The sequence below is a fragment of the Agrobacterium sp. 22-209-1 genome (assembly GCF_053522485.1).
The window spans coordinates 26,368-47,397 of the sequence record NZ_JBNWCH010000004.1; the positions used below are offsets into that span (position 1 = coordinate 26,368).

At 58.5% G+C, this 21,030-nt stretch carries 18 protein-coding genes and 3 tRNA genes; 17 read left to right on the top strand and 4 right to left on the bottom strand.

Translation table 11 applies throughout. The features are described 5' to 3' along the window. Nucleotides 1–28 precede the first annotated feature (28 nt). On the bottom strand, nt 29–1,282 hold the full coding sequence (locus ACQZ48_RS11290) for a cytochrome P450 (protein ID WP_173988918.1): 1,254 nt from the start codon (nt 1,280–1,282) through the stop codon (nt 29–31). A gap of 82 nt (nt 1,283–1,364) precedes the next feature. Further along, complete coding sequence (locus ACQZ48_RS11295) at nt 1,365–2,612, bottom strand: GGDEF domain-containing protein (RefSeq protein WP_137410187.1); 1,248 nt, start codon at nt 2,610–2,612, stop codon at nt 1,365–1,367. Nucleotides 2,613–3,064: 452 nt separating this feature from the next. Between ACQZ48_RS11295 and clpP the strand changes: the two genes are divergently transcribed. The 5 genes from clpP to ACQZ48_RS11320 all read left to right on the top strand — a co-directional run bounded on the left by clpP (nt 3,065) and on the right by ACQZ48_RS11320 (nt 11,112). Further along, the gene (gene clpP / locus ACQZ48_RS11300; RefSeq protein ID WP_004441299.1) at nt 3,065–3,697 is read left to right on the top strand and encodes an ATP-dependent Clp endopeptidase proteolytic subunit ClpP; all 633 of its coding nucleotides are present in this window, start codon (nt 3,065–3,067) and stop codon (nt 3,695–3,697) included. Between the two features lie 291 nt (nt 3,698–3,988). After that, nucleotides 3,989–5,266 carry an ATP-dependent Clp protease ATP-binding subunit ClpX gene (gene clpX, locus ACQZ48_RS11305; RefSeq protein WP_063951205.1) on the top strand — a complete coding sequence of 426 codons (1,278 nt, stop codon included), beginning with the start codon at nt 3,989–3,991 and terminating at the stop codon, nt 5,264–5,266. Nucleotides 5,267–5,676: 410 nt separating this feature from the next. Continuing rightward, the gene (gene lon / locus ACQZ48_RS11310) at nt 5,677–8,094 is read left to right on the top strand and encodes an endopeptidase La (RefSeq protein WP_077982456.1); all 2,418 of its coding nucleotides are present in this window, start codon (nt 5,677–5,679) and stop codon (nt 8,092–8,094) included. Nucleotides 8,095–8,382: 288 nt separating this feature from the next. Continuing rightward, a complete protein-coding gene (gene hupB, locus ACQZ48_RS11315) occupies nt 8,383–8,658 on the top strand; it encodes a DNA-binding protein HupB (RefSeq protein WP_003496481.1) in 276 nt (91 codons plus the stop codon). Between the two features lie 255 nt (nt 8,659–8,913). Continuing rightward, nucleotides 8,914–11,112, top strand: coding sequence for an esterase-like activity of phytase family protein (locus tag ACQZ48_RS11320; RefSeq protein ID WP_191217663.1), 2,199 nt, complete (start codon nt 8,914–8,916; stop codon nt 11,110–11,112). 204 nt (nt 11,113–11,316) lie between these two features. Here ACQZ48_RS11320 and ACQZ48_RS11325 read toward each other — a convergent pair whose 3' ends face one another. Both ACQZ48_RS11325 and ACQZ48_RS11330 read right to left on the bottom strand, forming a co-directional pair. After that, complete coding sequence (locus tag ACQZ48_RS11325) at nt 11,317–11,454, bottom strand: hypothetical protein (RefSeq protein ID WP_165691159.1); 138 nt, start codon at nt 11,452–11,454, stop codon at nt 11,317–11,319. Nucleotides 11,455–11,773: 319 nt separating this feature from the next. After that, nucleotides 11,774–11,849, bottom strand: a tRNA-Val gene (locus ACQZ48_RS11330). Nucleotides 11,850–12,057: 208 nt separating this feature from the next. On the opposite strand from ACQZ48_RS11330, the gene ACQZ48_RS11335 reads away from it, so the two are divergent. The 12 genes from ACQZ48_RS11335 to nuoG all read left to right on the top strand — a co-directional run bounded on the left by ACQZ48_RS11335 (nt 12,058) and on the right by nuoG (nt 21,027). Then, nucleotides 12,058–12,207, top strand: a complete 150-nt coding sequence (locus tag ACQZ48_RS11335; RefSeq protein ID WP_191217671.1) for a hypothetical protein — start codon at nt 12,058–12,060, stop codon at nt 12,205–12,207. 89 nt (nt 12,208–12,296) lie between these two features. Next, nucleotides 12,297–12,373, top strand: a tRNA-Asp gene (locus tag ACQZ48_RS11340). Between the two features lie 41 nt (nt 12,374–12,414). Beyond that, a tRNA-Asp gene (locus tag ACQZ48_RS11345) sits at nt 12,415–12,491 on the top strand. Between the two features lie 434 nt (nt 12,492–12,925). Then, entirely contained in the window at nt 12,926–13,291 is a 366-nt protein-coding gene (locus ACQZ48_RS11350) for an NADH-quinone oxidoreductase subunit A (RefSeq protein ID WP_003496469.1), read from the top strand. Beyond that, nucleotides 13,282–13,866: a NuoB/complex I 20 kDa subunit family protein gene (locus tag ACQZ48_RS11355; protein WP_003496467.1), complete on the top strand. Its 585-nt coding sequence runs from the start codon at nt 13,282–13,284 to the stop codon at nt 13,864–13,866. The genes ACQZ48_RS11350 and ACQZ48_RS11355 overlap by 10 nt, the downstream gene beginning before the upstream one ends. A 21-nt stretch (nt 13,867–13,887) precedes the next feature. Further along, entirely contained in the window at nt 13,888–14,490 is a 603-nt protein-coding gene (locus tag ACQZ48_RS11360; RefSeq protein WP_003496465.1) for an NADH-quinone oxidoreductase subunit C, read from the top strand. Then, a complete protein-coding gene (locus tag ACQZ48_RS11365) occupies nt 14,487–14,915 on the top strand; it encodes a GFA family protein (RefSeq protein ID WP_077982454.1) in 429 nt (142 codons plus the stop codon). Before ACQZ48_RS11360 ends, ACQZ48_RS11365 begins: the two co-directional genes overlap by 4 nt. 1 nt (nt 14,916) lies before the next feature. Then, nucleotides 14,917–16,107, top strand: a complete 1,191-nt coding sequence (locus ACQZ48_RS11370) for an NADH-quinone oxidoreductase subunit D (protein WP_020012326.1) — start codon at nt 14,917–14,919, stop codon at nt 16,105–16,107. Continuing rightward, nucleotides 16,107–16,367: a hypothetical protein gene (locus ACQZ48_RS11375; RefSeq protein WP_077982452.1), complete on the top strand. Its 261-nt coding sequence runs from the start codon at nt 16,107–16,109 to the stop codon at nt 16,365–16,367. The genes ACQZ48_RS11370 and ACQZ48_RS11375 overlap by 1 nt, the downstream gene beginning before the upstream one ends. Nucleotides 16,368–16,383: 16 nt before the next feature. Continuing rightward, nucleotides 16,384–17,481, top strand: a complete 1,098-nt coding sequence (locus ACQZ48_RS11380) for an NADH-quinone oxidoreductase subunit E (protein WP_137410192.1) — start codon at nt 16,384–16,386, stop codon at nt 17,479–17,481. 10 nt (nt 17,482–17,491) lie between these two features. Next, nucleotides 17,492–18,796 (top strand): NADH-quinone oxidoreductase subunit NuoF, encoded by a 1,305-nt coding sequence (gene nuoF / locus ACQZ48_RS11385; protein ID WP_077982450.1) that lies wholly within the window; start codon nt 17,492–17,494, stop codon nt 18,794–18,796. A 149-nt stretch (nt 18,797–18,945) separates the two neighbouring features. Continuing rightward, nucleotides 18,946–21,027, top strand: a complete 2,082-nt coding sequence (gene nuoG / locus ACQZ48_RS11390) for an NADH-quinone oxidoreductase subunit NuoG (RefSeq protein ID WP_448728825.1) — start codon at nt 18,946–18,948, stop codon at nt 21,025–21,027. Nucleotides 21,028–21,030 lie beyond the last annotated feature (3 nt).

Consider the following 21,030-nt stretch of genomic DNA (forward strand, 5'->3'; position numbering starts at 1 on the left):
CCCGTTCGAATACTTTAACAGTCAGATTTCACCACGCCAGGTCGAGCCGCTCCAGACCATGGAAATGATAGACGTCCTTCACCTTGGGCGGCTCGGCGATCTTCAGGCCCGGCAGACGTTTGAAAAGCAGGGGCAGGGCGAGATTGAGTTCCAGTCTTGCAAGTGGTGCGCCGATGCAGAAATGGATGCCGGCGCCGAAGGAGACGTTGGCGCCTTCGTTGCGGTCCGGCTGGAAGGCCAGAGGATCGGAAAATTTCGCCGGATCGAGGTTGGCGGCGGCCAGGATAAGGCTGACCTTGTCGCCACGCCTGAACTGCACGCCATCGATCTCGACCGGTTCGAGAACCCAGCGTTGGAAAATATGCACCGGTGCACAGATGCGCAGCGTCTCCTCCACTGTCCGCTCGGTTGCCGTCTCGTCGCGGAACAGGACCTCGGGGGAGATGCCGCTTTCAAGAATGATGCGCACGGAATTGCCGATCTGGTGTACGGTCGCCTCGTGCCCGGCATTCAACAGCACGATGGTGGTGGAGACGAGCTCATCGTCGGTCAGATACTGGCCCTTGTGCTGCGTATGGATCATGTGGCTCAGCAGATCGTCTTTCGGCTCCGCCCGACGCTCTGCGATCACGCTGCGTACATAGTCTGAAAATTCATGCGCGGCCCTGTCGGCCAGAAGCTCGTCCTCGGGCGTGCGCTTGAACATGTACATGCCGACATAGGCATGCGACCATTTCAGAAGCTGCGGCCCCATTTCCTCGGGAATTCCGATCATACGGGCGATCATCGTCACCGGGATGATATCGGCATAAGACGAGAGCAGTTCCGTTTCGCCCTTGCTTTCGAAGGCGTCGATGAGGCGGTTGGCGAGTTCCTCTATTTCCGGCTTCATCTTGTCGACGTGCCGCGACACGAAGGCGCGGTTGATGAGCGTGCGCAGCCGTGTGTGCTCCGGCGGCTCGAGCTCCAGAAGCGAATGCTGCTCGGCGGCGTCGAAATGCTTCACATGTTCCAGCGGCTGCGGCAGGCCGATTTCCTCGCGGCTAGCCACATGCAGTATCTGCCGTCCGAAGCGGCGGTCGCGCAGAAGGGCGCTGACATGGTCGTAACCGGTGAAGAACCATTGCCGCTGCTCTTCCCAGTAGAAAGTGGGACATTGCGCGTGCAGGGCCGCATAAACCGGGTTCGGATCGTTGTAGAAGGCCGGGTCGCGGGCATCGAGGGAGATGCGGCGGGTGGCGTGGTCGATTTTGAGAAAGGGAAATGTCGCTGTCATGCCCATGGTCTATTCCGCGCGCGGCGCTTTGGGAAGGGAGACAAATCCATTGCGATAACTCTATGCATGTCACTGAATGGTTACATCATCACCGGCCGGCGATGGCGGATATCCGGTTCAGCGCCGCCACCTGGCGGTCGGCATTGTTGTCCATCGGATTTTCGTCGCGGTCCGAAGCTGGCACGACGACATTGGCCGAATTGACATGGATGACGGTCCGGTTGCGCCCGGCCTTCTTGGCGGCATAAAGCGCGCGGTCGGCTTCTGTCATCATCGTATTCAGGTCGGCATCCTTGATCATGGCTTCCGATATGCCGACGCTGGTGGTCACCTCGATACCTTCACCGCGCGAACTGATCTTCGAAAGGCGCAGATTGCTGCGGATGGCTTCCGCAAGCGCCGCGGTGCTGGAAGAGCTTTCCACTTCGGCAACCAGGGCGAATTCTTCGCCGCCCATCCTGACGAAAAGCCCGCGATCGCCGATCGTACGCTGTGCGATATTACAGAAATGCACGAGGACCGCATCGCCGGACTGGTGGCCGTATCTGTCGTTTATCTTCTTGAAATGGTCGATATCGAACAGCACCAGCGCCACGTAACGGCTGGAGGCCGGCGACCTCTTCTTGATGCGCTCAAACTCCTCCAGCAGGCCGCGACGGTTAAGAACGCCGGTCAGATGATCGGTCATGGCGAGCCGGTGAAGGCGCGTTTCTGTGTCTTCCATGATGATCTTGGCACTGATCATGATGATGGCCGTGAAGCCGAGCATGCCGGAAAAGGCGAGCGCCGATGTCAGCGGAATAGCGTTGGGGGCCGCGGCATTGGCCGGTATGACGATGGATGCGACAAACGCCCCGGCAAAAGCCTGCAGGATCAGAATTGCGGCTAAAACCCGGCGGCTGCGTGAGGCGCGCGCCTTGCTGGCCAGAAGGACGCCGGCGAGCATGAAATAACCGGTGGCGGCACTGGCGTGATAGAGCAGGATGCGGGGCACCATATTTTCACGCACGGGCGGCAGAAACATTCCCGCGATCCACAGCAGAGCCGGAATGGCGACCCAGCCGCCGATTTTTCGCTGCTCGAAGCACAGCAGGCCCGCAAGCCAGAACCCGAAGGCGGAAAGTGCGAGCGTATTGCCGACCTGGATGGACAAAAAACTGGAAATATCCCCACGAAGCGCCACCATTACCGTGCCGATGCCCGTGGCGAGGAAACCGGCCGCGAAATAGAGATTATGCCGGCGGGAAGGGCGGTGCAGCCACAGCGTTCCCAAAAGCACGGCAAGGGTGAGCGTCTCCGCCGCCCACAGTAGCGTGCTCGTCTTTGCATCCAGCATTGCAAAATCCTATCTGCGCCATAATGCGGTAAAAGCGGGCCCTTCCGCACGAGGTGCGTTATGCCCGCTGGAATTGTTGAGCTGCCATTTCGCCCGGATGGGCCCATTCCCCAACGGGAACCGGAAATTCGCTGGCCAGTATCAGCAGCAAATACTAACGAGTTCTTGCCGGTGAGAAGTTATATCTGTGCATGGCGGGCGATTTTTGCCGTCGTCGCGCGCCATAGTAAAAAAATGGTGGCAGCGTGGGAAAGAGGCCCGGCTGGCGCCGCCCGGTCCGAAAGCCCTGTCAACCTCGGCCTGAAAGGCCTGCAAACGCTGTTGAGCCGTTAAGGATATGCGGCTTCGTGTCTTGAAGTACGGGGCAGGGACACTCTATGTAGGGAGTATGAAGGTTAGAAGTGATTCCGGAGCGGCTTTCCGCGAAGGGCAGAGTTTGACAAAGGACGGACATGAAAAATCCAGTTGATACCGCCATGGCTCTGGTGCCGATGGTCGTTGAGCAGACCAATCGCGGCGAACGCTCCTACGACATATTTTCCCGTCTTCTCAAGGAACGCATCATTTTCCTCACCGGCCCGGTGGAGGACCAGATGGCGTCGCTCGTCTGCGCGCAGCTGCTTTTCCTCGAGGCTGAAAACCCCAAGAAGGAAATTGCGCTCTACATCAACTCGCCGGGTGGCGTCGTGACCGCCGGCATGGCGATCTACGATACGATGCAGTTCATTCGCCCTGCGGTCTCGACGCTCTGCGTCGGCCAGGCCGCGTCCATGGGCTCGCTGCTTCTCGCCGCCGGTGAAAAGGGAATGCGTTTTGCGACCCCGAACGCCCGCATCATGGTTCACCAGCCTTCCGGCGGTTTCCAGGGGCAGGCATCGGACATCGAGCGCCACGCCCGCGACATCATCAAGATGAAGCGCCGTCTCAATGAAGTCTACGTGAAGCACACCGGCCGTACGCTCGAAGAGGTTGAAAAAACCCTTGATCGCGACCATTTCATGGATGCAGACGAGGCGAAGGACTGGGGCGTGATCGACAAGATCCTGACCTCGCGCCAGGAAATCGAAGGCGCCGTCGCGAATTGAGGCGCGCCGCTTTTGACGTTTGTTTGAAGCCGCAAAAGTAATTTCGGGGCTTTCAACCGCAACAGAAAGCGATATTAGTATATATAAAGGCTATGTTGAGTTTTTATGACGTAGCTAGGTTTGATGGGGAATTCGTTGCAGCCGGGTATCAGCTCATGTATCTGATACCGGTTAGTACCCCGGGGAAACGAGGCGGATACGGCGATGCACCCCAAGGGCTGCCGTATCGGCGGGCGGTAAGTTGACCGCGATCCGTTTGGCGGACCTGCGGCGTGCTGGAAGGAAAGAGATATGAGCAAAGTCAGCGGCAGCAACGGCGGCGACTCTAAGAATACACTCTATTGTTCATTCTGCGGCAAGAGCCAGCACGAAGTCCGGAAACTCATTGCCGGACCGACGGTGTTCATCTGTGATGAATGCGTCGAATTGTGCATGGACATCATCCGCGAGGAGAACAAGACGTCTATGGTGAAGTCGCGCGAGGGTGTGCCCACCCCGCAGGACATCATCAAGATCCTCGATGAATATGTCATCGGCCAGAAGCAGGCGAAGAAAATCCTGTCCGTGGCCGTTCACAACCACTACAAGCGCCTTGCGCACGCCTCCAAGAACGGCGATGTCGAGCTGGCGAAGTCGAACATAATGCTCGTCGGTCCGACGGGTTGCGGCAAGACCTATCTTGCCCAGACGCTCGCTCGCATCATCGACGTTCCCTTCACCATGGCGGACGCAACGACGCTGACCGAAGCCGGTTATGTCGGCGAGGACGTGGAAAACATCATCCTGAAGCTGTTGCAGGCTGCGGATTACAATGTCGAGCGCGCCCAGCGCGGCATCGTCTATATCGACGAAGTCGACAAGATTTCCCGCAAGTCGGACAACCCGTCCATCACGCGCGACGTGTCGGGCGAGGGCGTTCAGCAGGCGCTTCTGAAGATCATGGAAGGCACGGTCGCTTCCGTTCCGCCGCAGGGCGGCCGCAAGCATCCGCAGCAGGAGTTCCTGCAGGTGGATACGACCAATATCCTGTTCATCTGCGGCGGCGCATTCGCCGGCCTCGACAAGATCATCTCGGCCAGAGGCGAAAAGACCTCGATCGGCTTCGGTGCGACCGTCAAGGCGGAAGACGATCGTCGTGTGGGCGAAGTGCTGCGCGAGCTGGAGCCGGAAGATCTGGTGAAGTTCGGCCTCATTCCGGAATTCATCGGCCGTCTGCCCGTTCTGGCGACGCTGGAAGACCTGGACGAGGATGCGCTGATCCAGATCCTGTCCGAGCCGAAGAACGCGCTGGTCAAGCAGTATCAGCGCCTGTTCGAGATGGAAGATGTCGAGCTGACCTTCCACGAGGACGCGCTGCGCGAAATCGCCCGCAAGGCGATCACCCGCAAGACCGGTGCCCGCGGCCTGCGCTCGATCATGGAAAAGATCCTGCTGGACACCATGTTCGAACTGCCGACGCTGGAAGGCGTGCGCGAGGTCGTCATTTCCGACGAGGTCGTCAGCGGTGTCGCCCGTCCGCTCTACATCTATGCGGACCGCCAGGAAGAAAAGACCAACGTTTCGGCCTGATCGGCTGATGCAATGTTGGAAAAGATCAGGGCCCGCATCCGTGCGGGCCTTTTCTATTAGAGCGACCTCACGAAACTTGCGTCTAACTTGACGAAGCCCGATTTTGCGTTTGGAGCGGATTGCGCTTTGCTGATAAAGTCTTACAACTGATTTGCAGCGCGTTATGACGGAAATGTGAATTCCGTCGGCGACCCGGTTCCTGGCCCTTGAGGATAACCGGAATGTCGGGAGTATGAGCCAGCGCTGGGTTTTGTTGAATTTCACGGTCTTGCCGCTTTGCTGGACCGTCTGTTCCGGCGACTTGAAATCGGTGTTTCGAAACTCCACTTTCAGTCTCGAGAAATGAATGCGCCGGATGCCCCAAGCTGTCCGGCAAAGTGTCCCGAAAGGGACCATGGAAAGGAAATGATATGACGAACATCACGTCTGCGGCATCTGGCGGTACCTATCCGGTACTTCCCCTGCGCGACATTGTCGTTTTCCCGCATATGATCGTTCCCCTGTTCGTCGGGCGGGAAAAATCCATCCGTGCGCTCGAGGAAGTCATGGGTTCGGACAAGCAGATCATGCTTGTCACCCAGATCAACGCCAGCGACGACGATCCGGCACCGGAAGCCATCCATAAGGTCGGCACGGTCGCCAATGTCCTGCAGCTCCTGAAGCTTCCCGACGGCACCGTAAAGGTGCTGGTGGAAGGCAAGGGCCGCGCCCAGATCGACAATTACACTGGCCGCGAGGATTTCTATGAAGCCTCCGCGACGCCTTTGCAGGAGCCTGCCGAAGATCCGGTCGAGATCGAAGCGCTTTCGCGTTCGGTCGTGTCCGAATTTGAAAGCTACGTGAAGCTCAACAAGAAGATTTCGCCCGAGGTTGTCGGCGCTGCCGGCCAGATCGACGATTATTCGAAGCTTGCCGATACGGTCGCTTCGCACCTGTCGATCAAGATCACCGAAAAGCAGGAAATGCTGGAAACCGTCAGCGTGAAGCAGCGGCTTGAAAAGGCGCTCGGCTTCATGGAAGGCGAAATTTCCGTGCTGCAGGTCGAGAAGCGCATCCGTTCGCGCGTCAAGCGCCAGATGGAAAAGACCCAGCGCGAATATTACCTGAACGAGCAGATGAAGGCGATCCAGAAGGAACTCGGCGACGGCGAAGACGGTCGTGACGAAATGGCCGAACTGGAAGAGCGCATCGCCAAGACCAAGCTTTCCAAGGAGGCCAAGGAAAAGGCCGAGGCGGAAATGAAGAAGCTTCGCCAGATGAGCCCGATGTCGGCGGAAGCCACAGTCGTGCGCAACTATCTGGACTGGCTGCTGGGTCTGCCGTGGGGCAAGAAGTCGAAGATCAAGACCGACCTCAATGCCGCCGAGACGATCCTTGATCAGGATCACTTCGGTCTGGACAAGGTCAAGGAGCGCATTGTCGAATATCTGGCCGTACAGGCCCGTGCTTCCAAAATCCGCGGTCCTATCCTGTGCCTCGTCGGTCCTCCCGGCGTCGGCAAGACCTCGCTTGCCAAGTCGATCGCCAAGGCGACCGGCCGCGAGTATGTCCGCATGGCGCTGGGCGGCGTTCGTGACGAAGCGGAAATCCGCGGTCACCGCCGTACCTATATCGGCTCCATGCCCGGCAAGATCGTCCAGTCGATGAAGAAGGCCAAGAAGGCGAACCCGCTCTTCCTGCTCGACGAAATCGACAAGATGGGCATGGATTTCCGTGGCGATCCGTCGTCGGCACTGCTGGAGGTTCTCGATCCGGAACAGAACTCCACCTTCATGGATCATTACCTGGAAGTGGAATACGACCTGTCCGACGTGATGTTCGTGACCACGGCCAACACGTTGAACATTCCCGGCCCGCTGATGGACCGCATGGAAGTGATCCGCATCGCCGGTTACACGGAAGACGAAAAGCGCGAAATCGCAAAGCGTCACCTGTTGCCCAAGGCGATCAAGGAGCATGCCCTGCGTCCAGAAGAGTTCTCGGTCACCGATGATGCCCTGATGGTCGTCATCCAGCAATACACCCGCGAAGCGGGCGTGCGCAGCTTCGAACGCGAGCTGATGAAGCTGGCGCGCAAGGCTGTCACCGAGATCATCAAGGGCAAGGTCAAGTCCGTGGAAGTCACCGCTGCAAACGTTCCCGACTATCTGGGCGTGCCGCGGTTCCGCCATGGCGAAGCCGAGCGCGAGGATCAGGTCGGTGTCGTCACCGGTCTAGCCTGGACGGAAGTCGGCGGTGAGTTGCTCACCATCGAAGGCGTGATGATGCCGGGCAAGGGCCGCATGACGGTTACTGGCAACCTCAAGGAAGTGATGAAGGAATCCATTTCGGCGGCGGCATCCTATGTCCGCTCGCGCGCCGTGGATTTCGGCATCGAACCGCCGCGCTTCGACAAGAGTGACATCCACGTTCACGTTCCTGAAGGGGCAACTCCGAAGGACGGACCGTCTGCCGGTGTTGCCATGGCAACTGCCATCGTCTCCATCATGACCGGTATTCCGGTCTCGAAGGATGTGGCGATGACGGGCGAGATCACGCTTCGTGGTCGCGTGTTGCCGATCGGCGGCCTGAAGGAAAAGCTGCTTGCGGCTCTGCGCGGCGGCATCAAGAAGGTGCTGATCCCGGAAGAAAACGCCAAGGATCTGGCGGAGATTCCGGATAACGTGAAGAACGAGATGGAAATCATTCCGGTGTCGCGTATGGGCGAGGTTATCAAGCACGCTCTTATCCGCCAGCCGGAACCCATCGAGTGGGACGGCAGCATCGAGACGCCGGTGATCGCAACCGTCGAAGGTGTTGATGACGGCAACCAGACGATCGCCCATTGATACATGCATCGTCGCGAAGGCGGGAATCGCCTTTCGCGGCGGGCAGCGCATAGAATCAATGCGTTAGGTGTCGGAGTGCTTGCGCGGTGCTCAGCTCTGCGCAACTGATGCCAAATTGGCACGAATATGTGGAAGGCCGGCAGAAATGTCGGCCTTTTTTGTGAAAAAAACTCCAGACCCCTTGTTTTTCAGGCGATTCCAGCGCTTTTGAGTTGCTGCGCGCGGATGTGAATGTATTCTGCGCCGGCTTAATTTTAGTCGTTTCAAACCATTGAAAGGGGTGGAAACATGAACAAGAACGAGCTCGTCTCTGCTGTTGCCGAAAAGGCTGGTCTCACGAAGGCAGATGCTGCTTCCGCTGTTGATGCCGTATTCGAAACCGTACAGAACGAACTGAAGAGCGGTGGCGACATCCGTCTCGCTGGCTTCGGCAGCTTCTCCGTTAGCCGTCGTGAAGCCTCCAAGGGTCGTAACCCTTCCACGGGTGCTGAAGTCGATATCCCGGCTCGCAACGTACCGAAGTTTTCCGCAGGCAAGGGCCTGAAGGACGCCGTCAACTCGTAAGGTTTCCGGAAAGCTGCAACGCCCGGCGGCGGGCGGGCGGCTTTTCAGGTTCACGAGGAAACATGTTTTGATGCCCTGACGCCGTCACATCGACGCTAAAGCGGGTGGTGTTTCGAAACGCGGAATGTGCGCATAAACGCGAAAGCCCGGCTCCAGCAGTCGGGCTTTTTGATTCTCCCGCAAGGAAATGTCATGCCACTGTCATGTCTTTGACGCAGAAGCCATGGGGTATTTCTGGACCCAAGGGGGATTAAAATGGCGTTCCGATTTTCTCAAATGGCTTTGACTGCAGCTCTGCTTGCGTCCGCGGCCATCCCGGCCGCTGCCGAGCCGGTTTTCAACCGCATTGCATCGTTCCCGGTGGCAAAAAACCTTCCCGCGGACAAGGACGCCAAGTCTGTCACTTCGGCTGAAATCATCACCGCCAGCGAAGACGGCAAGACGCTGATTTATTCGGACAGCCCGCTTGGCGGCATCGGTTTCATCGACATCACAGACGCCAAGGCTCCAAAGGCCGGCGGCGCATTGTTGCTGGAAGGCGAGCCGACCTCCGTTGCCGTTGCCGGTCTCAAGGTACTGGCTGGCGTCAATACGTCGGAAAGTCGTGCCAAGCCTTCCGGCAAGCTGGTGACGGTCGATCTCGCCACGAAGAAGGTTGAGGCAAGCTGCGACCTCGGCGGCCAACCCGATTCCGTCGCCGTTTCCCCGGACAAGACCTTTGCCGCCATCGCGATCGAAAACGAGCGCGATGAAGAGGTGAACGAAGGCGCCCTGCCGCAGATGCCAGCCGGTTACCTCGTCACCGTCGGCCTGAAGGATGGTGTTGCCGACTGCGCGACGCTGAAGAAGATCGACGTTACCGGTCTCGCTGAAATTTCCCCGGAGGATCCGGAACCGGAATTTGTTTCCATCAACGCCAATGGCGAGATCGCGCTGACGCTGCAGGAAAACAACCATATCGTCATCATCGACGGCAAGACCGGCACCGTGAAGACGCATTTCTCCGCCGGCACCGTCAATCTGGAAGGCATCGATACCAAAACCGATGGACAGCTGAAGTTCACCGACAAGCAGGAAGGCCGCAAGCGCGAGCCGGATGCCGTGAAGTGGCTGGACAATGACCGTATCGTCATCGCCAATGAGGGCGACTGGCAGGGCGGCTCGCGCGGCTTCACCATCTTCGACAAGACCGGCAAGCTTCTTTATGAGGCCGGCACCTCGCTCGAGTACGCGGTTGCCGCCATCGGCCACTATCCGGAAAAGCGTTCCAAGGCCAAGGGGATCGAGCCCGAGGGTCTGGAGGCGGCGACCTTCGATGGTCAGAAGTATTTCTTCGTGCTTGCCGAGCGCGCCTCCGTTGCCGCTGTTTACAAGGATACCGGCGCAGAGCCGCAACTGACCCAGCTCCTGCCTTCGGGAATTTCGCCGGAAGGCGCAGTCGCCATCCCGTCGCGCAACCTCCTAGCCACGGCCAATGAGGTTGATCTGATCGAAGACGGCGGCGTCCGCTCGCATGTCATGCTTTATGAGCGTGCTGAAGGCGAAGCAGCCTATCCGCAGCTCGTCTCCGCGACAGTCGATGGTGCGCCGATCGGTTGGGGTGCGCTCTCGGGTCTGGTCGGCGATGCCGAAAAGCCCGGCATTCTCTATGCCGTGTCCGATTCGGTCTATGGCAATCAGCCGTCGATCTTTACCATTGATGCGACGAAAAAGCCTGCTGTCATCACCAGCGTGCTGCGCGTCAAGCGTGACGGCGTCGCCGCCCAGAAGCTTGATATCGAAGGCATCACGCTGGACGGCAAGGGCGGTTTCTGGCTGGCCTCTGAAGGCGATAGCGCCAAGCTCGTTCCGCATGCGCTTTATAACGTTAACGCCAAGGGTGAAATCAAGGCCGAGATCGCGCTGCCGAAGGAGCTGCTCGCCAGCGATACCCGCTTCGGTTTCGAAGGCGTGACGATGATCGGTAAAGGCGACGATGCGACGCTGTGGATGGCCGTGCAGCGTGAATGGGGCACGGACGAGAAGGGCTTCGTCAAGCTCGTCTCCTATAATCCGAAGTCCAAGGAGTGGGGCGCTGTGCGTTACCCGCTCGACAAGACTGAGGCAGGCTGGGTCGGCCTTTCTGAAATCACCGCGCAGGGCGACTATGTCTATATCATCGAGCGCGACAACCAGATCGGCGACAAGGCCAAGATCAAGAAGCTCTACCGCGTTGCTATCGCCGACCTGAAGCCGGGCAAGATCCGCGGCGAGCTGCCGCTGGTGACCAAGCAGGAAGCCCACGACTTCCTGCCCGACCTCAAGGCCCAGACCAACGGCTACGTCGTCGACAAGCTGGAAGGCTTCACCTTTGACAAGGCTGGAGCCGCCTATGCCGTGACAGACAATGACGGCGTCGATGATTCCTCCGGCGAGACGCTGTTCTTCAAGGTTGAGATGAAGGCGATCAACTGATTGCGCCGAACTGTATCGAAAAAAGAGAAAAGCCGGGCGATGCCCGGCTTTTTATTTGGCGAAGAGAACCACCAGGGCTATCGCCACTCCTGAACGATCTGTCATGAGGCAAGCCGCAACATCGGTATCGCTCTCTCAGTATCGAATCTTGGTAAATTTCGTCCAGAGTCGTCCCTAAAAATGTCGCGGACCGATCCTGACGGATCAGCGTCCCATGGACTTTGGACTTTTGGGAGTGTCTTGTTTTTCCGAATCCTGCTGGACCCAGCGGAAAAAAATATAAACAGGCAGCGCAATAAGCGCGAGTGTTACAAACGCGTCGATCGACATGGCTTCATCCATCAGTTCAACCGTTCATCATGAAACGGTGCGCAAACAATGCCTGAAATCTCTTTAGAAAGTCTGAATCTTCCTTATTTTCCGGTATGTTGCGGGGTGATACAAGGGGCAGCCGAGCTGTCGGAATATGGAACAGCAGTGCCGATTTGGCATGGTGTAACTGGAGAAAAGCGATTCCAGCGGTTGGGAATCATGACAACGCTTCACCGCCCGCAGTAAGGGCAGGGGGCGATAATTCCGAATACTCGAGGGCTTATCGCATCGCGAACGCAAACACGAAGAATTTCGGTTTCACGGGTGATATTTAAATCTTCTGGAAAAATGGTGGGCGATGAGAGACTCGAACTCCCGACATCCTCGGTGTAAACGAGGCGCTCTACCAACTGAGCTAATCGCCCTTCGCGTCTTGCGGATCATGTCCGCCGCGTCGGTGGCCGTGATGTATTCGGATCGGAAAAAAACCGCAAGGGCTTTTGTGAAGTTTTTTTGTTTTTTTTAGGCGAGGTTTTTCCCTCCGCCGAAGAGGAGGGGTAAAAAGCCTGGAACTGCGGGCTTTTTGCCAAAACCAGAAGCCGACGACGCCTTTCTGGCCTTGGGGAAATGCCGTTGCAGAAGCCGCCGGCTGTGGACAAGTTTTTTGTTTTCGTTGGGAAAAGCCCGCAAAACAGGGCGTTTGCAGCAATCGCGTTCACAGCCCGTCCGGTTTTTCATGATCAAAATGAAGAAGCTTATTCTTTTGTCGTGAAACCTGCTTGACACCCCCGCACGAACGCCGTAGTTAGCCGCTCAACGAACAGCCGAGGCTGGTTCGTACGGCGGAACCAAGGTTCTGTCGGTCAGGATAAGCGGGTGTAGCTCAGTTGGTTAGAGTGCCGGCCTGTCACGCCGGAGGTCGCGGGTTCGAGCCCCGTCACTCGCGCCATCCTGTTCCTCGGAAAATACGCAGGCGAATGTCTGTGGAGCGCGGGTGTAGCTCAGTCGGTTAGAGTGCCGGCCTGTCACGCCGGAGGTCGCGGGTTCGAGCCCCGTCACTCGCGCCATTTCTTCTTCATGAAATGTCTCTTAAAAGAAAAGAAAGCGCTCGTCGCGCGTCTCTGTTTTTGACCGTTCCGGCGTCTGATTCCGGGCTCTCCAGTCATGATTTTTCCTGCCTTTTTTTATCAAGTTTCGATTTCCCGATATCGTCACTTCGCCGCCTTCCGGACGTAAAATTCGTGTGACTTTTTTGCGGGTGCGTCGTTCAATCGATTATTATTGTATTTGAGGGGCTTAGGCCGGAATTGTGGCCCAAATTTGCGTCAATTCCGGCAATATTGTTGCCAATCAATGCGGCAGGTGTCTTGAAATGGAGGCTAAACTCTTGCAGAGAGGGCGCGGCTGCGCTAACCACTTTGGCGTTGCAACATATTTGTCCGTTCTTTGAGACTTGGGTCGCAAAGGCAGGCCCGGCGCCCGGCCGGGCAAGGAAGAGACCATGACTGAACTCCTCAGTTCCTACATTCCGATCGCAATCTTCATCGGTATCGCTCTCGTCATCGGCCTGGCGCTTCTTATCGCGCCTTTCGCTGTCGCCTATAAGGCGCCGGACCCGGAAAAGCTTTCGGCTTTCGAGTGCGGTTTTAACGCCTTCGACGACGCCCGCATGAAGTTCGATATCCGTTTTTATCTGGTTTCGATTCTTTTCATCATCTTTGACCTGGAAGTCGCCTTCCTGTTTCCTTGGGCGGTGTCTTTCGGCGAGATGGGCTGGTTCGGTTTCTGGTCGATGATGGTATTCCTTCTCGTTCTCACCATCGGCTTTATCTATGAGTGGAAGAAGGGAGCGCTGGAATGGGCATGAGCCAGAACAACAGCACGCTCGTTGCGCCGCAGCCGAAGGGGATCATCGATCCCTCGACCGGCAAGCCGGTTGGCAGCAACGATGCCTACTTCACGGAAATCAACGACGAGTTGGCCGATAAGGGCTTCCTCGTGACATCGACCGACGAGCTGATCACCTGGGCGCGCACAGGCTCGCTGATGTGGATGCAGTTCGGTCTTGCCTGCTGCGCCGTCGAAGGCCTGATGCAGGCTTCCGGCCCGCGTTACGACATGGAGCGCTTCGGCGTTGCTCCGCGCGCTTCACCGCGCCAGTCGGACGTGATGATCGTTGCCGGCACGCTGACCAACAAGATGGCGCCCGCTCTGCGCAAGGTCTATGACCAGATGCCTGAGCCGCGTTACGTCATCTCCATGGGTTCCTGCGCCAATGGTGGCGGTTATTACCACTATTCCTACGCCGTGGTGCGCGGTTGCGACCGCGTCGTGCCGGTGGATATCTACGTTCCGGGCTGTCCACCCACGGCGGAGGCGCTGCTTTACGGCGTGCTTCTGCTGCAGAAGAAAATCCGGCGTACCGGTACGATCGAGCGCTAAGGGCAAAGGACGGATTAAGTAATGAGCGAAGCTCTCAACGATCTTGCTGCTTACGTTAAGGAAGCGCGCGGTTCCCTCGTGGTGTCTGCTGATATCGCCTATGGCGAACTGACGCTGAACACGACGCCTGAAAGCGTGATCGCGCTTTTGACCTTCCTGCGTGACGACGTGCAGTGCGGTTTCGTCAATATCATCGATATTTGCGGCGTTGACTGGCCGCAGCGCGAAAAGCGTTTCGATGTCGTCTACCATCTGCTGTCGCCGCGCCAGAATCTGCGCGTGCGCGTCAAGCTGCAGGTGGCGGAAGACGAAGGCGTTCCTTCATCGACCTCCGTCTACATGGGCGCGGAGTGGTTCGAGCGCGAAGCCTGGGACATGTATGGCATTCCTTTCGAGGGCCATAAGGACCTGCGCCGCATCCTCACGGACTATGGTTTCGAAGGCCATCCGCTGCGCAAGGATTTTCCGGTTACCGGCTTTGTGGAAGTGCGTTACGATGACGTTCTGAAACGGGTTCTTTATGAACCGGTCGAACTGAAGCAGGAATTCCGCAATTTCGATTTCCTTTCCCCTTGGGAAGGAACGGAATATGTTCTCCCGGGTGACGAAAAGGCCAAGCAATGAGCGAAGCCCCCGCGACAGAGCATGGACAATGTCTTTGCGGCGCCGTCGGCTTCACAGCCACGCTCGGTGCCCGCGAATTCGGCGTCTGCCATTGCTCCATGTGCCGCCGCTGGTCCGGCGGAGCGTTTATGGCTGTCGAATGCATTGATATCGCCTTTGAAAACGAGCAGAGCCTCGGCGTTTATTCTTCGTCGGAGTGGGGTGAGCGTTGTTTCTGCAAGAATTGTGGCAGCACGCTGTTGTGGCGTTCCAAGGATGGCAAACATTTTGCCGTTTCGCTGCAGGCGTTCGACAAGCCGTCCAGCTTCACCTTCGCGCAGCAGATTTTCACGGATGAGAAGCCCTCGAGCTATTCTTTCGCTGAGACCACGCAGAACATGACCGGCCCCGAATTCATCGCCATGATCACCTCGGCGGAGCACTAGAATGACTGAGCATAACGTCCGCAATTTCACGATCAACTTCGGTCCGGAACATCCCTCCGCGCACGGCGTGCTGCGTCTGGTTCTGGAACTGGACGGCGAAATCGTCGAGCGCGTCGATCCGCATATCGGTCTTCTGCATCGCGGCACCGAAAAGCTGATCGAGACCAAGACCTATCTGCAGGCCGTTCCTTATTTCGACCGCCTCGACTACGTCGCGCCGATGAACCAGGAACATGCTTTCGCGCTCGCCGTCGAAAAGCTGCTCGGTCTCGAAATTCCAATGCGCGGCCAGTTGATCCGCGTTCTCTATTCGGAAATCGGCCGCATCCTGTCGCACATCATGAACGTCACCACGCAGGCCATGGACGTCGGCGCGATGACGCCGCCGGTCTGGGGCTTTGAAGAACGCGAAAAGCTGATGGTGTTCTATGAGCGCGCCTGTGGCGCCCGCATGCACTCGGCTTACGTTCGTCCGGGCGGCGTCCATCAGGACCTGCCGCCGGAACTGGTTGATGATATCGGCAAGTGGTGCGATCCGTTCCTGACCGTTCTCGACAATATCGAAGGTCTTCTGACGGACAACCGCATCTACAAGCAGCGTAACGTCGATATCGGCGTCGTGTCGCTGGAAGATGCGTTTGCCTGGGGCTTCACGGGTGTGATGGTGCGTGGATCCGGCGCTGCCTGGGATTTGCGCCGTTCGCAACCTTATGAGTGCTATTCCGATCTCGAATTCGACATTCCGGTCGGCAAGAACGGCGACTGCTACGACCGTTACCTGATCCGCATGCAGGAAATGCGAGAATCGGTAAAGATCATGAAGCAATGCGTCGATCTTCTCTCCGGCAAGCATCGCATCGGCCCGGTCTCCTCGCTGGATGGCAAGGTTGTTCCGCCCAAGCGTGGCGAGATGAAGCGTTCGATGGAAGCTCTGATCCATCACTTCAAGCTCTATACCGAAGGTTATCACGTTCCCGCCGGCGAAGTTTACGCCGCCGTCGAAGCGCCGAAGGGCGAATTCGGCGTTTACGTTGTCGCCGATGGCTCGAACAAGCCCTACCGCTGCAAGATCCGCGCGCCGGGTTACGCCCATTTGCAGGCGATGGATTTCCTGTGCAAGGGCCATCAGCTTGCCGACGTTACAGCCGTACTCGGCTCTCTCGACATCGTGTTCGGGGAGGTCGACCGCTGATGCGTCTGCCGCTGGCCATTCCGGCTTTTCTCGCTGCGATGTCTACTCCCGTTTTCGCCCAGACGGCGACGGACGAGGGCGGAGTATCGCTGTCGAGCGGCGGCTCTTCGACCATCAAGCAGCTTCTGTCTTCGGGATACGAGATCAAGGCCTCGGTTCCCAATGGCAGCAAGTTCATCGTGTTCATGCAAAAAGACAAGGCGGCTTATGCCTGCGAATTCGTCACGGTGGCGAGATCGCGGTGTGAGACGTTAAACTGAAAAGGCGTGAGGAAGTATGTCCGTTCGTCGACTAGCCGAAGATCAGTTCCAGCCCGTGGCTTTTGCCTTCAATGCGGAAAACACCGCATGGGCTGAAAAGACGATCAAGAAATATCCCGAGGGACGCCAGCAATCGGCGGTCATCCCGCTGCTCATGCGTGCGCAGGAGCAGGACGGCTGGGTTACCCGCGCCGCCATCGAGAAAATCGCCGACATGCTGGATATGGCCTATATCCGTGTTCTCGAGGTGGCGACCTTCTACACCCAGTTTCAGCTGAAGCCGGTCGGCACGCGTGCCCACGTTCAGGTTTGCGGCACCACGCCTTGCATGCTGCGCGGCTCGGAAGCGCTGATGGATGTCTGCCGCAAGAAGATCCACCACGATCCGCTGCACACCAACGAGAGCGGAACGCTCTCCTGGGAAGAAGTGGAATGTCAGGGCGCCTGCGTCAACGCGCCAATGGTCATCATTTTCAAGGATGCCTATGAGGACCTGACGCCCGAGCGTCTGGAAGAGATCATCGACACGTTCGAGGCAGGCAAGGGCGACACGGTCAAGACCGGCCCTCAGATCGACCGCCACCAGTCGGTCCCGGTCGGCGGCCTGACGACGCTGACGGAAGAGATCAAGCCGGACCGTTCCAATCTCGACAAGCCGGCCGAAGCGCCTGCGGACGCCGCGTCGGTTCCGCCGTCCAATGCCGCCAAGCCGAAGACGGACGCCCCGGAAACCGATCCGAAGCTGAAGACGCCTGCGACCGCACCGAAGGCTGCCGAAGCGAATGCAAAGACGGCCGAAAAGGAAGCTTCGGGATCTGCGAAGCCGTCGCTCGATTCCAAGGATCGTCCGGCCGCTATCGAAAAGCCCGCAACGCCCGACGACCTGAAGCTCATTTCCGGCGTCGGTCCGAAGATCGAAGGCACGCTGCACGAGCTCGGCATCTTCACCTATGCGCAGATCGCCGGCTGGAAAAAGGCCGAATGCGACTGGGTCGACGGTTATCTGAATTTCAAGGGCCGCATCGAACGCGATGAGTGGATCAAGCAGGCCGAGGCGCTCGCCAAGGGTGGCGAAGCCGAGTATATCAGGGTCTTCGGCAAGAAGCCGCGGTAAGAGGTGAAGCATGTTAAAAGATCAGGATCGCATCTTTACCAATCTCTACGGCCTCAAGGACAAGTCCCTGAAGGGTGTGCTTGCGCGCGGCCACTGGGACGGCACCAAGCAGATCATCGAAAAGGGCCGTGACTGGATCATCAACGAGATGAAGGCTTCCGGCCTTCGCGGTCGCGGCGGCGCTGGCTTCCCGACGGGTCTCAAGTGGTCCTTCATGCCGAAGGAGAATGACGGCCGTCCACATTATCTCGTCGTTAACGCCGACGAATCCGAGCCCGGCACCTGCAAGGACCGCGAAATTCTGCGCAACGATCCGCATACGCTGATCGAAGGCTGCGTGATCGCCGGTTTCGCCATGGGCGCGCATACCGCCTATATCTACGTGCGCGGCGAATATATGCGTGAGCGTGAAGCGCTGCAGGCGGCCATCGACGAGTGCTACGATGCCGGCCTGCTTGGCAAGAACAACAAGAACGGTTGGGATTTCGACATCTATGTCCATCACGGCGCCGGTGCCTATATCTGCGGCGAAGAGACGGCTCTGCTCGAAAGCCTTGAAGGCAAGAAGGGGCAGCCGCGCCTTAAGCCGCCGTTCCCGGCCAATATGGGTCTTTACGGCTGCCCGACGACCGTCAACAACGTTGAATCGATCGCCGTTGCGCCGACCATCCTGCGACGTGGCGCTGCATGGTTCTCGTCCATCGGCCGTCCGAACAATGTCGGCACCAAGCTGTTCATGGTGTCAGGCCATGTCGAGCGTCCGTGCACCTTCGAAGATGCGCTGGGCCTGTCCTTCCGTGAGCTGATCGAACACCATTGCGGTGGCATTCGCGGCGGTTGGGACAATCTGCTCGGCGTTATTCCCGGCGGCGCATCCTGCCCCATCGTGCGCGGTGAGGACATGAAGGACGCCATCATGGACTTTGACGGCATGCGCGAAGTGAAGTCCTCCTTCGGCACCGGCGGCATGATCGTCATGGACAAGTCCACCGACGTCATCAAGGCGATTGCCCGCATCGCGGCCTTCTTCAAGCATGAAAGCTGCGGCCAGTGCACGCCGTGCCGCGAAGGCACGGGCTGGATGTGGCGCGTGCTGGAACGCATGGTCAAGGGCAACGCGCAGAAGCGCGAAATCGACATGCTGTTCGAGGTGACGAAGCAGATCGAAGGCCATACCATCTGTGCGCTCGGCGACGCCGCCGCATGGCCGGTACAGGCGCTGATCCGCAATTTCCGTCCGGAAATCGAAAAGCGCATCGACCAATATACCTACAGGGCCATGGATGATGGCGCTGTTCTGGAAGCCGCTGAGTAAGCATCAAAGGCTTCGAGCGGAGCCGGAATTTCCGGCCTCGCGACACCATGAAGCGTCTGGCATACGACACGAGTGCCGGGTGTGATTAAGGATTTGTTGCGGACCGTGTGAGACATGGGACGAACAGGCAACAGGACGTAAGTAGAACCATGGCAAAGCTCAAGGTTGACGGTAAAGAGATCGAGGTTCCGGATCATTTCACGCTGTTGCAGGCGTGCGAGGAGGCTGGCGCCGAAGTTCCGCGCTTTTGTTTTCATGAGCGCTTGTCGGTCGCGGGTAACTGCCGCATGTGTCTCATCGAGGTGAAGGGCGGACCGCCCAAGCCGGCCGCTTCCTGCGCCATGGGCGTGCGCGACGTTCGCGGCGGCCCGAACGGCGAATTGCCTGAAGTTTTCACCAACACGCCGATGGTCAAGAAGGCCCGCGAAGGTGTGATGGAATTCCTGCTGATCAATCACCCCCTGGATTGCCCGATCTGCGACCAGGGCGGCGAGTGCGACCTGCAGGACCAGGCTATGGCCTTCGGTATCGCCGGATCGCGCTACGCGGAAAACAAGCGCGCGGTTGAAGACAAATATATTGGCCCGCTCGTCAAGACGGTGATGAACCGCTGCATCCACTGCACGCGCTGCGTCCGTTTCACGACCGAAGTGGCCGGCATTGCCGAACTCGGCCTCATCGGCCGCGGCGAGGATGCCGAAATCACCACCTATCTCGAGCAGGCCATGACCTCGGAGCTGCAGGGCAACGTCGTTGACCTCTGCCCGGTCGGCGCTCTCACCTCCAAGCCTTTCGCTTTCACTGCCCGTCCGTGGGAACTGAACAAGACCGAAACCGTCGACGTGATGGACGCTCTCGGTTCGGCCATCCGCGTCGATACCCGTGGGCGCGAAGTCATGCGTGTCATGCCGCGCGTTAACGAGGCGATCAACGAAGAGTGGATCTCCGACAAGAGCCGCTTCATCTGGGACGGCCTGAAGACCCAGCGCCTCGACCGGCCTTACGTCCGCAAGGACGGCCGTTTGCAGCCCGCAACCTGGGGCGAAGCTTTTGGCGCGATCAAGAACGCAGTGGCTGCGACATCCGGTTCCAAGATCGGCGCGATCGCCGGCGATCTGTCTTCCGTTGAAGAAATGTTCGCGCTGAAGTCGCTTCTCGCGTCGCTCGGCTCCGCCAATGTCGATTGCCGCCAGGATGGCGCAGCGCTTGATCCGTCACTTGGCCGCGCCAGCTACATCTTCAATTCCACCATTGAAGGCATCGAACAGGCCGACGCTCTGCTGATCGTTGGTTCCAACCCGCGTTTCGAAGCGGCCGTGCTCAACGCCCGCATCCGCAAGCGCTGGCGTCGTGGCGGTTTCCCGATCGGTGTGATCGGGGAGGCCGGTGAACTGCGCTACAATTACGAATATCTCGGCTCCGGCGCGGAAACGCTCTCCGATCTGGCCAATGGTTCGCACAGCTTCATCGACAAGCTGAAGTCCGCCAAGAACCCGCTGATCATCATCGGTCAGGGCGCATTGTCCCGTGCGGATGGTGCTGCCGTACTGGCCGCCGCTGCCAAGCTGGCTACGTCGGTCGGCGCTGTCACCGAGGAGTGGAATGGCTTCTCGGTTCTGCACACTGCCGCTGCCCGCGTTGGCGGTCTCGATATCGGTTTCGTGCCGGGCGAGGGCGGTGTTGCAGCAGCCGAGATGGTCGCGTCCATGGACGTTCTCTTCCTGCTCGGCGCCGATGAACTTGACCTGTCGAACAAGGGTGCGAAGTTCACCGTTTATATCGGCAGCCATGGCGATCAGGGCGCGATGAACGCCGACGTCATCCTTCCGGGTGCGGCCTATACCGAAAAATCCGGTATCTGGGTCAACACCGAAGGCCGCGTTCAGGTGGGCAACCGCGCCGGTTTCGCACCGGGCGAAGCCCGCGAAGACTGGGCGATCCTGCGTGCGCTGTCCGACGTTCTCGGCAAGAAGCTGCCGTTCGATTCGCTGTCTGCCCTGCGCGGCCAGCTTTATGTCGCGTATCCGCATCTGGCGGAAACCGACGAGATCGTTGCCGGCAAGGCTACTGATATCGAGGCGCTGGCTGGTAAAAGCGGCTCGCTCACCAAGTCGGCGTTTGCCTCGCCGGTAAAAGACTTTTATTTGACGAACCCGATTGCGCGCGCATCCGCCGTCATGGCCGAGTGCTCCGCATTGGCCCGCAACAATTTCCAGGCTGCGGCAGAGTAAGGG